General features: G+C 46.8%; 15 protein-coding genes. 10 read left to right on the top strand and 5 right to left on the bottom strand.

All coding sequences use genetic code 11. The features are described from left to right. Both V7080_RS03285 and V7080_RS03280 read left to right on the top strand, forming a co-directional pair. The coding region (locus V7080_RS03285; protein WP_334186969.1) for an AAA family ATPase at positions 1-702 on the top strand (702 nt) is incomplete at its 5' end. Between the two features lie 113 nt (positions 703-815). Further along, positions 816-1,142, top strand: coding sequence for a hypothetical protein (locus V7080_RS03280; protein WP_334186968.1), 327 nt, complete (start codon positions 816-818; stop codon positions 1,140-1,142). 50 nt (positions 1,143-1,192) lie between these two features. Here the strand turns inward: V7080_RS03280 and V7080_RS03275 are convergent, their stop codons facing one another. Continuing rightward, positions 1,193-1,759, bottom strand: coding sequence for a tyrosine-type recombinase/integrase (locus tag V7080_RS03275; RefSeq protein WP_334186967.1), 567 nt, complete (start codon positions 1,757-1,759; stop codon positions 1,193-1,195). Between the two features lie 330 nt (positions 1,760-2,089). Here V7080_RS03275 and V7080_RS03270 point away from each other — a divergent pair, with 330 nt between their 5' ends. The 4 genes from V7080_RS03270 to V7080_RS03255 all read left to right on the top strand — a co-directional run bounded on the left by V7080_RS03270 (position 2,090) and on the right by V7080_RS03255 (position 5,362). Continuing rightward, on the top strand, positions 2,090-2,287 hold the full coding sequence (locus V7080_RS03270) for a hypothetical protein (protein WP_334186966.1): 198 nt from the start codon (positions 2,090-2,092) through the stop codon (positions 2,285-2,287). Positions 2,288-2,413: 126 nt separating this feature from the next. Continuing rightward, a complete protein-coding gene (locus V7080_RS03265; protein WP_334186965.1) occupies positions 2,414-3,580 on the top strand; it encodes a cupin domain-containing protein in 1,167 nt (388 codons plus the stop codon). Next, positions 3,570-4,541, top strand: coding sequence for an aldo/keto reductase (locus V7080_RS03260; RefSeq protein WP_334186964.1), 972 nt, complete (start codon positions 3,570-3,572; stop codon positions 4,539-4,541). The genes V7080_RS03265 and V7080_RS03260 overlap by 11 nt, the downstream gene beginning before the upstream one ends. Continuing rightward, the gene (locus tag V7080_RS03255) at positions 4,538-5,362 is read left to right on the top strand and encodes a hypothetical protein (protein WP_334186963.1); all 825 of its coding nucleotides are present in this window, start codon (positions 4,538-4,540) and stop codon (positions 5,360-5,362) included. Before V7080_RS03260 ends, V7080_RS03255 begins: the two co-directional genes overlap by 4 nt. A 369-nt stretch (positions 5,363-5,731) precedes the next feature. Here the strand turns inward: V7080_RS03255 and V7080_RS03250 are convergent, their stop codons facing one another. Further along, positions 5,732-6,250, bottom strand: a complete 519-nt coding sequence (locus V7080_RS03250) for a hypothetical protein (protein WP_334186962.1) — start codon at positions 6,248-6,250, stop codon at positions 5,732-5,734. Between the two features lie 108 nt (positions 6,251-6,358). Between V7080_RS03250 and V7080_RS03245 the strand changes: the two genes are divergently transcribed. Next, entirely contained in the window at positions 6,359-7,522 is a 1,164-nt protein-coding gene (locus tag V7080_RS03245) for a restriction endonuclease PLD domain-containing protein (RefSeq protein ID WP_334186961.1), read from the top strand. A 155-nt stretch (positions 7,523-7,677) separates the two neighbouring features. Next, a complete protein-coding gene (locus V7080_RS03240) occupies positions 7,678-8,121 on the top strand; it encodes a DUF6641 family protein (RefSeq protein WP_334186960.1) in 444 nt (147 codons plus the stop codon). Positions 8,122-8,371: 250 nt separating this feature from the next. Here the strand turns inward: V7080_RS03240 and V7080_RS03235 are convergent, their stop codons facing one another. The 3 genes from V7080_RS03235 to V7080_RS03225 form a co-directional block, all read right to left on the bottom strand. Continuing rightward, a complete protein-coding gene (locus V7080_RS03235) occupies positions 8,372-9,133 on the bottom strand; it encodes a hypothetical protein (protein WP_334186959.1) in 762 nt (253 codons plus the stop codon). A gap of 95 nt (positions 9,134-9,228) precedes the next feature. After that, on the bottom strand, positions 9,229-10,599 hold the full coding sequence (locus V7080_RS03230) for a reverse transcriptase domain-containing protein (RefSeq protein WP_334186958.1): 1,371 nt from the start codon (positions 10,597-10,599) through the stop codon (positions 9,229-9,231). A 3-nt stretch (positions 10,600-10,602) separates the two neighbouring features. After that, positions 10,603-11,139, bottom strand: a complete 537-nt coding sequence (locus V7080_RS03225; RefSeq protein WP_334186957.1) for an SLATT domain-containing protein — start codon at positions 11,137-11,139, stop codon at positions 10,603-10,605. Between the two features lie 289 nt (positions 11,140-11,428). Between V7080_RS03225 and V7080_RS03220 the strand changes: the two genes are divergently transcribed. Beyond that, positions 11,429-11,614 carry a hypothetical protein gene (locus V7080_RS03220; RefSeq protein WP_334186956.1) on the top strand — a complete coding sequence of 62 codons (186 nt, stop codon included), beginning with the start codon at positions 11,429-11,431 and terminating at the stop codon, positions 11,612-11,614. 704 nt (positions 11,615-12,318) lie between these two features. Further along, complete coding sequence (locus V7080_RS03215) at positions 12,319-13,635, top strand: PQQ-dependent sugar dehydrogenase (RefSeq protein WP_334186955.1); 1,317 nt, start codon at positions 12,319-12,321, stop codon at positions 13,633-13,635. Positions 13,636-13,730 lie beyond the last annotated feature (95 nt).

Below are 13,730 nucleotides of genomic sequence, written 5' to 3'. Positions count from 1 at the left end.
GTGGATGACATTGTTTTTGAGTCGGCAGCCGAAAGAAAAAAGATATTCGATATTTTGAATGGCATAAGCACCTTCCCTAAGTATGGAATCACTGGGATTTTGCTACAAGGCAAACCAGGTACAGGCAAAACAACCCTTGCGAACCTGCTACCCAATGCGATCGAAGCTGCAAAGCCGAATGGATCGCCTACTTTCGTATTTCGTGAAGAAGTATGGTGTGATAAAGCCAATAACGGCGTCGCATTAATAGAGCACATCAAAAATACCCTAAGCACAGCATTTATCTACCAAGGAAGCGGCTTGCGATATTTCATATTGCACGAGGTAGATAACCTCACAACAACTGCAATGAAGCAGCTTAAATCGGTCATGGAGCAACGGGATTCTGTTTTCATCATGACTACAAACAATGTGCAAGATTTTGAGGAAGCTGTTTTTAGTCGCTGCATTACCGTATCGTTTAATCCGAAAGATCCGAATATCTGGCTTCCAACGATTCAAACCGTGCTAAACGACGAAAACGTGACCAGCTTTAGCCAAAGCTTTCTCTCGTCCTTAGTCACCACCTGCCACTTCGACGCTAGAAAAATTTTCTCGCGTCTTGAAGTACTAATCAATGATCACAAATCGCAGGCGCCTCAAGCAGCTCTGCCAGCACTCAATATCACGGCAGCGGCAACTCAACTTCGTCAAAATTTATAAGGCTCTTTTAAAACGAATTTGCTCAAACAAAGGGCCGCAGTTGCGGCCCTTTTCATCACTTTTTCCCAATATCATCCATTTATTTGCCAAGTTAGATTAAGGAGTTGGAACGAATGAAGTTTTTATCAGAACGAAAAGTTGTCGAGAAGGGTTACGAATCCTATAGCTACATGTTTGCCACGATGGAATGGTTCAACGGAACCATTGAAATGGATACATGGGAAGATGGGGAAATGGCAGATGTAGTTTATGACGCAAAGCCTACCGAAGAAGTTCGCACATATGTGGACGAGCAGTGCCTTGAATATGAAGAAAGAATTCATAAGCGTCAGAAAGGTGAAAAGAGGCGCATCTTCATTGTCGGCCCGTTAGACGAGGACCAAGCGATGCTATTCAGAATACGCTTTTCCGAGTACATTGATGTAATGCGCCGCGACTAGTCACACGCACTTAAGGATTCAGTCTGCCATGTATATCGCGGGTCACAACGTCAAACCAAATCAACAGCAGCACGTTGCATCGCGTCGTTGACGTCGATGTATGCCTGGGTAGTCCCAATATTCCGATGGCCGGCCAATGCCATCAAGACACGCACACCTACGCCCTTATTTGCGAGGTTCGTAATAAACGAACGCCGGCCCGAATGGCTGCTTGCGCCGTCAATACCGACTTGCCTGTACAAATGATAAAAATGCTGGCAAAGCGTATTTGCTGTAAAGCCGGATCGCTTCTGAGTATAAAACAACGGCCTCTCGGGCAAAGGTCGTTTCAGTGTCGCAACGTACACGGCCAATTCTTTGCGCAAGCGCTCTCCAAGAAATACCGTTCGAGCGTGCCGACCTTTTGTCTGTTCTGGTGACAAACGAATTTCGGCTTTGATCGAACCGTCGGTCGCAACCACATCTCCGATACGCAATGCAGCCACTTCCCCAACACGCATCCCAGCCCAATGAGTCAACAGCAGCATTGCTCGATTGCGAGACGCGTGTTTGCGAAGCGAGATATAGATCAGTACTTTCTTTAGCTCTTTTTCTGTAAGTGTTTTTGCCTGCGCCATTTTCACCCCCCCCCCCGAAATCAAAGAAGACCGCATGCCGGAGGATGTAACCTTTGATTATGGAGATCAACAAAAGGTTGATGGGGCTAGGAAGCAAGAAGAATCAAGTACTTACGCGAAAACACTAGATTTTTGCTATTTTCTTTGATTCCCATCCAGACACACTCCATGTAAGGAGTTCCTCGAGAGATCAACAGCTTGCGATAGCGCAAAAACTGTCGCGGTCAACGAGCTATTTTGATTATTGGTATGCCAATACGATGGATACCAAGACAAGTTCGCGGGCTAACGAACACTTCTAATCACCACTTCCCTCTCAAAGGAGATCAAATGTCGACACCACCGAAGGAAGATTCCGAAAAAAGCACTCAAGATACAAAAGAGAGCAATAAAGAAAACGATGATAAGAAGAAAGATGGTCTACTGAAATCTGCTGAAAATCTCCGTACAACTCGTACCCGAAACGAGACGGAAGCATCCGATGGAGGAGGTACAGGGAGGAGTGATAGTAACGACAAGGTTGCGTGAAACCGAAACTGTGCTGCATTGAGAAGAGGACAGAAAGCTGTCCTTTTCTGCTTTCGTACCCACTTCATTGAAGGAGTACCTTAAATGCGCCACGAATGTATGGAGTTTGCGGACCTTATAGCACCTATGAGCACCCAAGAATTCTTAGAAACGTATTGGAGCAAATCGCCCCGGTACTTTGGAGGAGAGCCAACGCGTTTCCAAGATCTACTGCCTTGGGGAAGGCTTGGTCAAATTCTCCAGGAGAATCGTCTCGACTATCCACGCATGCGCCTTTCAAAAAAAGGAAAGGACATACCTCAAGAGACATATTTGAAGTATGAAACCACAAGGCGCGGAACGCGTATTCCGCAGATTAGCTTATCTGATCTAAACGCTCACCTTAACGATGGTTGCCTGTTAGTAGTGGATGCTATTGATGAAATGTCCCCTTCGATTCGGATGTTGTGTGAAAAGTGTGAATTCGTTTTAGGCGAACATATTCAAGTTAATGCTTATGCTGGCTGGAAGAAAACGCAGGGATTTAGCACTCACTGGGACGACCACGACGTTATTATCGTCCAAGTTCATGGGGAAAAAGCTTGGCGCATATTTCAGCCCACCCGCGATTTTCCAATGTATTTAGATGTGGAAAACCCTCCCCCGCCCTTGGCACAGCCCGTATGGTGCGGGACAATCAAAGCAGGTGACGTCCTCTATATTCCTCGCGGATGGTGGCATGATGCGACGCCTACTGGTAAACCTACCCTGCATCTTACGTTTGGTATAACTAACAGAACAGGAATGGACTTTATGGCGTGGTTTTGCGAGCGCCTTCGAACCAACCCACTTTTTCGAAAGGACTTATCTCGGTTTTCTTCTTGCGAAGCACAAGAAAATCACCTATCACTACTGAAACAGGCAGCTTTTAACGAACTGAACATCTTAAGGACGCGTCATTTTTTTAATGACTATGACGCAAGGGCTAAACCGCGAGTTCGTCCAAGTCTACCTTGGATTGTCCTTCAATCGGAGGCGAAATTTGATGGCCATGAAATTGTTGAATGGGTCCCCCCACGCAGATTGAGAATCGATAGGGATGATGTATCACTATACTTTCATGCTCTTGGAAAATCGTGGGAGTTTTCACTGAAGGCTGACGCGATGTTAGATGCGTTAGAGAAGCATAGACGCCTGCCCGTTATGGCTCTTTTTGGCAAAGGGATGGAAGTTGGTTTAGAAAATGCGCAGGTATCTGCTTTTTTGATTGAACTGCTCAATAACGGCTTAATCAATGTTTACGATGCCATCTGAATCTCAGGAGAAGCGCCCTCGAAAGAGTGGGCCTGCAAAACTTGGGCTTGGGACATATCGCCAAGATCCAGCAACTTTGGCCTGCCTTCTTGACCGCTATGTTGGAATCGGTGGTAGAGATGTTGATACTGCTTCAAACTACGGAAATGGATTTTCTCAACATGCCGTCGGTAAGTTCCATCAGCAACTGAGTGGTAATAAATTATCACTGAAAGTGTCGACAAAAATCGGTTTTGTTCCTTCGTGCGACCGGCAAGATTTGATTCAAAAAGATGTGATAAGCCAACAGGACATCACTCACCAACAATGCTTCTCGAAGAGCTTTTTACGCTACCAAATCAACAAGGCCGTTACACAGCTAGGCTCTATTGATACCATCTTTCTTCATAACCCAGATCAGTATTCCCAGCATGTTGATTTTGAGAAGTTTGAGGCCAGTATGCTTGCCTGCATAGAAGAGCTAGAGGCGGCGTGTAGTATGGGATTGATTAAGCGTTATGGAATAGCGACGTGGGCAGGCTTTCGTTCCAAAGTAAATCAAGACGCCCTATCGTTAGGGAGCTGGGTCGCCCGGGCTACTAGAATCGCTGGAACCGCCAATCATCTATCAGCAATTCAGCTCCCAGTTAGCCTTATTGAGCTTGACGCCATAGAAGACCTTATGGTGCGAAAATCGGGTGTTCTAGCTGAAGCGGAAGCTGCCGGAATAGAAGTGATTTCGAGCGCCCCTCTTCACGGTGGATGCATACCTAAACAAATTGACCAAACATTTTGTGATTTTATTTCGCCAGGCTTGAGTGCTGCCCAAGCATCTGTTTTGTTCGCCTTTTCAGTTCCTGGAATAGACGTTGTTTTGATCGGACCTAGAACCGTTGAGCAGTTGACTGATATATGGCAGTTGCAACAGCAGCCTCGTCTTTCGGTAGATAAGGTCGCAGAGATAATTTCATTAGTACGATGAACTCCGAATTGCCAGATGTCTTTCGAGCTTTGCGCTACGCCCTGAGTAAGCTCGGATACATCTACCAGACCTGCGAACCGAAGTACGGTTGGCATAAAAAAACTGCGGGGATTGCAACCAGGTCTAAGTGCGGTGGCGAGTATTGGGTTAAGGTTAGGTTTAGAGAGCTCGACACCCCACCCGACAAACTATGGTTAGGAGAAATTGACCTACCTAATATCCCTGGGATTAAAAGGCCAGCTTTAGAAAGATATTTTGAATGGATAGAAAATGGGATCGTTTGGCGTGCAAGTGTATTTGCGTATATAAAAGACAGTCCATGTTCTCCGTCTCCGGAGTTGATAGGGGATGTTAGTATAACCAGGGATTGGCTCGACACGCTCGACATGTCACTCCGCAATCTGGCAAGTGTTAAAACAGTCCGATGTGCAATCCGTCAAGACTTGGTGAACAGAAGGATACATGAACGTTTCGGAAGGGATGTATTTGTCGACGTTTCTTCGTGGGTAACTGGGCACGGTGACTTGCATTGGGCGAATATTACTAGAGAAGAGTGTTGGATTTTGGATTGGGAATCTTGGGGTACTGTTCCTTTTGGTTCTGACCTTGCATTTCTCTATTGCTTCAGTCTGATGTCTCCTAAAGTCGCCGACATAATCTTTCGAAGGTTTGAGCTGCAGTTATGTTCGGTTGATGGCAAGATTTCGCTGCTTTTTGCAATAGCTGAACTCCTACGTATGATTGAGGTGCACGGTGACCACCCTGGATTGCGTGTTCCGCTTTTGAATGAAGCAAGTAAAATTCTCGCAAATTTTCGCTAGTGCTCAGCTTGATGGAACATTCGAATCAGGTCTCAACGTCTCGGCAATTCATCTGGTGAGAATGTGCGCTCGCACCTGTTTTGCATCCCGATTTTCGTCCCCCGAGTCATGCATGAACGCTGTAGCTTAATAATCCGGGTCGTATTCATAATCGGTGGTTGGAGCACAGCGGATTGCTGACGGCTGTTATGTCGCTCATTTCTTTGGTTCGTGTCTCGCGTTGTATCCGCTCGTTGTATTGAGTTGCTAAGTCGTGCCTTGCTTGCTTTGCTATCCGTTCCTGTCCTGAGCTGTACATCAAAATCTACAGTCGTATGAATTCTATTAAAGAGCACCAAAACTCCTCAACAAGCAAAGTACGAAGGACGCTTAGGTCAACGACGTAGGAGCAGACGGGATGACAACATTTGTCCAGTCCATCACATCTGCATTCTTGATGCCGATTTCCTTGCCCATATAGGCAAACCAACCTGCGGACTCAATGAGTTCGACATCGATCTGTTCGTTACCATGCGGGGTTTTCAGCCAGGCTGTGCGAATATACGTTTTTAGCGTATCGACACTCATACCGGTAGGGACGTTACCAATGGCGCAGTGGTAGTGCAGCAGCTTGTTTGTTCCTTGCCCTTCCAGCACAGGAATTACATAGAGCGCCGTCCCGAAACGTCGAGCCGCATTTCCAAACAGACTCGCATTAAGTCGCTTCATGAAAAAGCGAAACGTCTCTTTCGCTTCAATGTGGGTCAACTTCAATATGGCTTCGCCATTGCTATTCAAGACTGTACGGTACGGCCTGAGCGTAAGGGTAGTGGCATGTGTGAACGCATTCTTGTTCTGCACCATCCATTCGATGCAAGCTCGTTGGAGCCCTTTTTGATCTTCTGTCATGCTGGTATTTATTACGAGCAGTCAGAATCGCGAACATAAGGCAAGATTTACGTTCAATACACAATTACCGTACCATTTATGCCAAATCAACTTTGAACTATCCAGGCTATGCACTTGATTACAAATGGATGCGACGCGCAAATTACGTTATCTGTAGCAGCGAAAGTAGTGAATTTAAACCCAGCGAATCACCTCGAATTGATTCGATCGCTTCTTCTGCTTTCAGACGAAGCGCTGTTCGTCTCTCCATTCTTATTCGATGATTTCGGTCCGCTTTTTACTGGATTAACATTGAATATGACAAAAGTCGAACTGATCAGTACTTGTGCTCCTAGAGGGGATGATCAGTTTCGCAAACCCTTCTCGTTGCGTGACTTTGGTTCCAAAGTAAAATCACTAACCGGATCATGGCCTATGATTGGGATTGATCAGGCACTCCATTCAAAGGTATACGTATTCTTGAAGGGCAAAATCCCTTTTGCAGGAGTGGTTACCTCAGCAAATCTAACAATCTCTGGCTTAACGAAGAACCACGAGACAGGACTTCTAATAACCGATACCGAGACGCTTGAGCGTTTGCAAGCAGAAACAAGAAGGCATTTAGATTACGTCAATTTAACAGAGTACCAAATTGATCAGCTATGCTCGGCTTCTGAATCAATGGCGAATTTGTGGAAGTGGAAGAAGTCGGACGATCAACATTCCGATATAGGTCTAAGTAATATTTTAAACACCCACTGCACGCCTTCAGCAGGAAATCGGAATATTAATATTAATGCATCCGCCACCTACTATATCAAAGTATCTGGAGTGTCGGACCGCCCTGTCCTTCCCAAAAATCGGGAGGCAAGAGATGAACCATACTGTGAATTAGAATTTGCAAAGCCACCAGCCAACATAAGGCTTGGCGATTGCCTGATTGAGGTGGCAGTTGGCGGAGCTTGTTTCCTCAGCTACTACGCTTGCGCTAGCGCCGTTTTTGAAAGAACCGCAAATGAAAGGCGCTCAAATCCCGATAAGGATAGATGGCCGTTTTATGTTTTCGCGAACAATCTTGCGCTCCACTATGGAAGTGTTTGGTTTGAAAAGCCAATTTTCTACAATGACGTAGTGAACGCATTTAAGAAACAGCACCCCCAGGCGCATGTGACCCGTGCAGGCAATGACCACTTTGTAGGCGCGATGCAGATGGGCCATTCATACATTCCGGTCACTAAAGAGTTCGGTGAATTTGTCAGAAAAGAAATTGATGCGTTCAACCTCGGCGATTAACTTTTGAAGTTGGCCTAGCAGATAACTATTCCTCGGTTGATGCTAGAGTTATCCTTTTATGGGTCTCCGTCCGAGTTCTATAGCGTCACAATTCCATTGATTCTTTATCAAGGCGAATACATCCTGTCTTATGCCACCTTACATAGGAGAGATAAATGAACGCACTGATTAATCTGAAACTTGTGACCATCAAGCGCCCAAGTGGATTGCCTGCGGTAGTGCAGCGTCGTAATCGCCTGATAGCGAAAATTTGGGAGCAAACGCAACTTGCAAAAGCGCAGCAAGAAGGAAGAACATTTACGCGTGCTGTCGTTCGTTCAGTCAAAGATGCGGAAACTGGCGGACGCACTACGGTGGAAGTTACGAGACGGGTTCGACCTTGGTGGTGGACTGCTGATAACGGAAAAGTATGCCTGAATGTCAAATATGGCAGTAAGGTGATCGAGCTAGCGAAGGGAAAGACTACTGTAGAAATCGGCACAATGACCGAGCTTGTCCCTATACTTGATACGCTGAAAGCAGCTGTGGCCGCTGGCGAATTGGACGTTCAGATTGAGGCCATAAGCAACACGCTGAGGTCTGGTTTCACGAAGAAGTAATTCATTGTGCATACTCGCTCCCTACCATGTCGCGGAAGTGCGGGCCTAACCGCAACTTGCTTTTCATTTGTTCGTAAAGCGAAGAATTTCGACATGGTAAGGAAGCCTGGCGTCGCATGACCAAGCGGATTTATATCCTTGGTGGTTAGGCAAACTTTCGCACGGTTCCAGTTATCATCTGTATAAGTTGTGACTTGATCTGACACAATGCGTCAGATAATCATTTCCGAGTTCGACGCCAAGTGGTCAATTAGGCACTACGATCCGTAGGGGACGGAAGGTGATGCTGCACATCCGGATCTAGGCGACCAAACTCTACAAAAAAGGCATCCATATCGGCAATAGCCTCTCTCGCTATTTCAGGAATGCGGTCCCCGATACCACTGACGGCGCTAGAGGCAACCTCAACTGTGCGCGGATGGACCAATCGATTCCTCCGTGCGGCGATGCGACTTAAAACGATCACAATCGGTTCAGAATCTGTAAGTGCCTTTCCCTCACAGAGAGCGAATAGGCGCTTGAGCTTCGGAACAGGACCGAGCTTCTCGACATGATTGTCGAAGTAGTTCTGTTCCAAGCGAACGACGCCGTAGAAGTTCAAAAACGCCTCAACCGACATCGCGGAGAATACCTTTACTGAATCCGAAAGCCTGTCACGCTTCCTTGCAAGTTCCCAGAGGAACGGAGGTGCTTCGGCTTGTTTGATAGATGCGCCCAATGGCTTCGTCCACTGGCTCCTCACTTCTTGGACAACGTGCTCTAACTCCTTTAGAGATGCGTAGCTGTACTGGTAGAAGCGCTTGTCATCTACGAACCATGCCCCTGCCGTTGATGCGGAGCGAACTTGCTGTGGTGGTGGACGGTTAACCATGGTGTAGGGCTGTAAGCTGGTTGAATCGCGGCAACGATTGAAAACAACAAAAGACCGCAGCACTGAGGCAAAGATGACTGCTTTCTGGTGCACTTTAGTATAGCGGTGTTTCACCGATCTCGAAAATTCGGCTAGTTTCAAGGCGCGGTGAAATCGGACAGGCGTTATCAGATCGAGTCCGGTTCACTACATATCATCAGAGGCAAGTTATTTTCACTTCGAATTCAGACTGAATGCTAATAGACTCCGGCCAAATCCTCTTCCAGTTCCTTCACAGCAGAACTAATCTTCATTTTAAACAGTTCTTTCACCCGCTTATCTGTTAAGCCTTTAACTTTTGCTTCGCCCAGCATCATCCCGAGTATTCGTCTTTGTTCATCTACTTCCATGTCATCAAAGTTTGGAATGTAACGGTGATCCGATTTCTCAGTTCGTTGAGACTCGTAATAAGTCTTTAGTAGGCGCTTTGGACGTATTTTTCCTGTCAGACTAAATCGTTCGATCAGTCTATTGACAGTATTATCTACACCTCGAATACATGAAGTTTCATTGACTTGGGAAAAATAGAACATCCATCCTAACCGCTTCCCTCCAAAAATACAGCCTGTTATTCTCAGATTTAGGCGCCACTCACACATCTGAGCAGCACGGTCAGCCTCTTCCGGCTTCTTAGCCTGCAGCAGCTTATGGCGATATGCGGTGCAGATTTTTGCTAAAGCCCCTTCGAGTTTATAGATGCTGGGCTTGCGAATTGAAATTTGGCCGCCGTTCACTTGATAGCCCAGGAATTCAAACTTATCAGTGAGCGTTCCATTTTTGGATTTCGATCCTGGAGTGTCCAGTCTGTGTGGCTTTAAACCATATGTTTCAAGGCATTTGCATGCCTCCTCTGCAATCAGTTTTGATTGTCCACTTTCACACAGGACTAATATGTCGTCCACATAGCGGCTATACCAGATGCCACTTTTCTCTCGCATCTGTTTGTCGAAGTTTTTTAAGAATATCTCTGCGAGGACATTAGATATTGAAAGTCCTTGAGGAATACCGCATAGGTTCTTCACCGCGCCTTTGCCGCCCTTACTTTCTGGAACGGTTGGGTTTGTTATTGCACCGTGAATAAGCGTCAGGATTTGCGGCTTTCTTATTCTCGATTTCAGTGTCTTGATCAGTTTATCGTGAGGAATCGATGGATAGAACTTCTGCAGATCTATCCTCACAAATTCGCAGTACTGGCCGGAATCTAAAGCTTCTTTCAGTCCCTCGATCTTAATTTGAGGGATCTCCGGAATTGCGTCTGGATAGGTCTTGGTTAACAAGTCGCAGATTCCACGTAAGACTATACGATCTCTTGCTGTTGGAATCGAGATAAGTCGCGGCGGCTCGTTTGCACCCTTTGAGATTAATTTTTCTTTATATGGCGTGTAGCGATATTCTGCCGCGTGAACTTTGCGCTCAATTAATGCCAGTTCGTCTGCCAAAACCTTGATTAATGCCCCTGGAAATATTCGATCTAATCCGCGTGACGCAGTATTTTGAATACGGTCTACATAAATCTTTCGCAGATTCTTAGTTAAGAATATCGTTTTAAACGACTTACTTGCTGTCATGAATCATATGAAGAATAGAGCCGATAATGGGCCAACATACATGAGGCAAAGTATGATTGCTCTTATGCCCAAATGAAGATGAACCTCGATTTTTTCTCGCAAGGTAGGTACTCGGGTTTTTAACGCACCTATGTGGAATACACGAAAGTACTTATCGTCTATTTCTGCGTGATTTTCGGCACTGTTTAGCAACTCCTGATACTGTTTTTGGACTTGGGGCTGATTACCTGACCCACTTTGACTTGCAGAGTTGTAGAGCTCTTGAAGTGCGAGATAATTTTTTCGCATCTCAAGAGATCGTCCACGATAGTCCCGATTTGTTACTAACATCGAAAGTGCTAGTACCGCAACGCCGAATATTGCAGAAATAATATCGGTATCAGGGCCTAAAAATTGTGGGTGCCTGATTGCAACTATAGCCAAGCATGCTCCGACTACGGCATACCAAACCAAAAGTGCTTGCGAATGAAGGTCATTACTTGCAAGTCGTTCTTGTGCTCGTATTCTTGCCCTATATGTGAACCAAATTTTGTCGAGCATAAGCAAGTTTCCAAAAATCGAGGGGAGGCGGAAAGTGTGAATACGATAAACGCTTCTTATAGAAGCCAGCAGGTAGATTTACGATCCTGCAACTTGCCCTTCGACAAGTTTCTTATTAGATCCGCCCTGACTGGAAGTCAGAGGAAGAACCGCCTCCCATCAAAATCTTATCACAAAGAAATTTCATTTATGCAATGACGGCTGGATTGTTGCAATTCAAAAGGTTTCGTTCGCAGACTTATTGATAAATAAACAAGCCGGAAGACCATATGAACAATAAGAGCTGAAAATGAGATATTTCGAAATATCAGAGAGAACTGATGCGAACAAGCAACGCATAGAGTCTCAGAAAGAGAGAGCAAAACAAATGACAAAAAACGCAAAGCGGGCGACGCAGGAAGCGAAAGCGGCAGAATTGCGACTCAAGCAAAAAATGACGCAAGATGCTTTAGCTGCAATAAATCGGTCGAAGTAGGCTTGACGTGCTAAAATCCCTCACTGTTGTATTCATTGATTTTTTACTAACATATTAGTGTAGTACAGACTGTAGTACTCGACTAGAAATCGGCTGGAAAGCCTTATGAATACTAGGGTACGTTGTTTGTACGCATTCTTCGGGACGTAGAGGCCGGAGGTTCGAATCCTCTCACCCCGACCAAAATTGAACAGATCCAACGGCTGAAAAGTATTTCCTTTGTTTAAGCACTACAACACGGTACGTCGTACGGTGATGCAAAAGCATAAAAGATAAGAGTGCGTTTAAAATTTCAATTTCCTCACGTCAAGCCTACTGCACTCAAGCGATTTGGAATCGCACAATAACAAGAACAACGACACCACAAACCGCTTTAGCCAGCAACGACTGCCTGCTTCAAAATCCTTCGCATTCCATTAGTTTCTGACAGTGCCCGGCCATTCTGGCCACGATTTGCCACGCGCAAAGTCCTCCTTTCCTGCGAAAACCTGTATAGCACCGTAAAGCGAGGCGGAGTAATGTTTCATTTTTACACTATCGCCCAGTTCAATTTTCAGCCTTTCGAAGACCGGAATATCGCCCGGCATAAATCTGATCTAAAAATTAATAGTATCTAAATTTGAAATGCCTTTTATGCAATGCTAGATTGAAATTGGCGATGCGTGTCATGTTCAGCGCCCTAACCATTTTAATTTGGAGGCATGATGAAAAACTTGATCAATACGAAGGCGTTCGCAAGCCAGTCCAGTGGAGCTATAGGCTTTGGTAAATTTGTCGGCTGCGTGCTGCTGGCAAGTGCCGGAGTTGCTGTTTCCGGCACCGCCTATGCACAGACGCCGGGCTTGACCGCCACCGCCGTTCTATCCAAATTAAGCAACCCATGGGACATGGCCTTCCTCCCTGATGGAACCATGTTCTTCACTGAAAAATGCAATGGCTTGTCGGTTCGCCAGCCATCGGGCACCGTGATCAAACTGCTTGGAATGAAGGACTCAAAGGGATACGACACGACGGCCAACGACTTGTTTTGTGATGGTCAAGCGGGGATGAATGGCGTTGCGGTCGATCCGAATTTTGCTTCCAACCGGTTCATCTACGTTTATTCGACTTCCAGCATGGCGTCGCCGTCCACCAATCGTGTCATGCGTTTCACGGTCAATGCCGACGGCACCAAACTGGCTGACCGGAAAGATATCGTATCTGACATTCCTTACAAGGTCGCGGCAAGTGACCACCCATTCGGCGGGTCGGGGGCGCACAATGGCGGACGCTTACGCTTCGGTCCAGCCGATGGATTCCTTTATGTGACAACGGGCGACACCCACAACGGCGAAGTTCCGCAAAGCCCGACACGCATTGGCGGTAAAGTCCTGCGCATCGACCGCGAAGGCAAAGCTGCACCTGGAAACAACGCCCCGGAGGGGTTCGACCCTCGCATCTTTACGTATGGGCACCGCAATCCTCAAGGCATCGCGTTCCGTCCCAAGACAAATCAACCATTTACAGCGGAGAATGGTCCCTGGCATACCGATGAGGTGACGGCACTGGTGGCCGGTGGCAATGCTGGATGGGACCCCCGTCCCAATGTAAATGGTCGTGGCGACTGCCCGGACAAGTACTGTGGCTACAGTCCCAATCAAATGGGTGCCGTCGATCCCAAAGAGCGGTCCAAATTCATGCCCATGACCGATCTTCGCGCGTATCCTAAAGCGATGAAGCCAGCCTGGACCAACGACGGATTGTCGCAAGGGATGTCATCGGGCACCTTCCTGAGCGGCAAGCAATGGAAGGATTGGGACGGGAAGATGGTTGTTTCCCTTATGGGCATCGGCATCCATGGAACGCCGGTTGGAAACCGCCTTGATATCCTGGACATCAGTGCCGACGGAACATCTGCCAAGCGCACCACGGTCTCACTTCCGATGCCAGCGGGCCGCTTTCGTTCGGTGGTGCAGGCACCTGACGGCAACCTGTACGTAGCGACCGATGAGGGTGAAATCTATCGGATGACACCCACCTGATTGCTTGCACGCCGCGCCGTCGACGCTCATCGCGCGGTCACAAGTACAAGCGTTCGCCGGAGGCAAGTTCTTGATCCGGCGGCGTTTGGAGCTAA

Origin of the sequence: Noviherbaspirillum sp. (genome assembly GCF_036846085.1) — a bacterium.
Classification (GTDB): Bacteria; Pseudomonadota; Gammaproteobacteria; order Burkholderiales; family Burkholderiaceae_D; genus Noviherbaspirillum.
Note: the sequence above shows the minus strand (reverse complement) of the source record. Positions and strands in the feature narration are given on the sequence as shown.

Bases quoted from the DNA above. Each gene is read 5' to 3' on its own strand.
- V7080_RS03255 (WP_334186963.1), top strand. From the start codon at position 4,538: ATGAACTCCGAATTGCCAGATGTCTTTCGAGCTTTGCGCTACGCCCTG.
- V7080_RS03275 (WP_334186967.1), bottom strand. From the start codon at position 1,759: ATGGCGCAGGCAAAAACACTTACAGAAAAAGAGCTAAAGAAAGTACTG.
- V7080_RS03270 (WP_334186966.1), top strand. From the start codon at position 2,090: ATGTCGACACCACCGAAGGAAGATTCCGAAAAAAGCACTCAAGATACA.
- V7080_RS03280 (WP_334186968.1), top strand. From the start codon at position 816: ATGAAGTTTTTATCAGAACGAAAAGTTGTCGAGAAGGGTTACGAATCC.
- V7080_RS03245 (WP_334186961.1), top strand. From the start codon at position 6,359: ATGCACTTGATTACAAATGGATGCGACGCGCAAATTACGTTATCTGTA.
- V7080_RS03215 (WP_334186955.1), top strand. From the start codon at position 12,319: ATGAAAAACTTGATCAATACGAAGGCGTTCGCAAGCCAGTCCAGTGGA.
- V7080_RS03265 (WP_334186965.1), top strand. From the start codon at position 2,414: ATGAGCACCCAAGAATTCTTAGAAACGTATTGGAGCAAATCGCCCCGG.
- V7080_RS03230 (WP_334186958.1), bottom strand. From the start codon at position 10,599: ATGACAGCAAGTAAGTCGTTTAAAACGATATTCTTAACTAAGAATCTG.
- V7080_RS03250 (WP_334186962.1), bottom strand. From the start codon at position 6,250: ATGACAGAAGATCAAAAAGGGCTCCAACGAGCTTGCATCGAATGGATG.
- V7080_RS03240 (WP_334186960.1), top strand. From the start codon at position 7,678: ATGAACGCACTGATTAATCTGAAACTTGTGACCATCAAGCGCCCAAGT.
- V7080_RS03260 (WP_334186964.1), top strand. From the start codon at position 3,570: ATGCCATCTGAATCTCAGGAGAAGCGCCCTCGAAAGAGTGGGCCTGCA.
- V7080_RS03220 (WP_334186956.1), top strand. From the start codon at position 11,429: ATGAGATATTTCGAAATATCAGAGAGAACTGATGCGAACAAGCAACGC.
- V7080_RS03225 (WP_334186957.1), bottom strand. From the start codon at position 11,139: ATGCTCGACAAAATTTGGTTCACATATAGGGCAAGAATACGAGCACAA.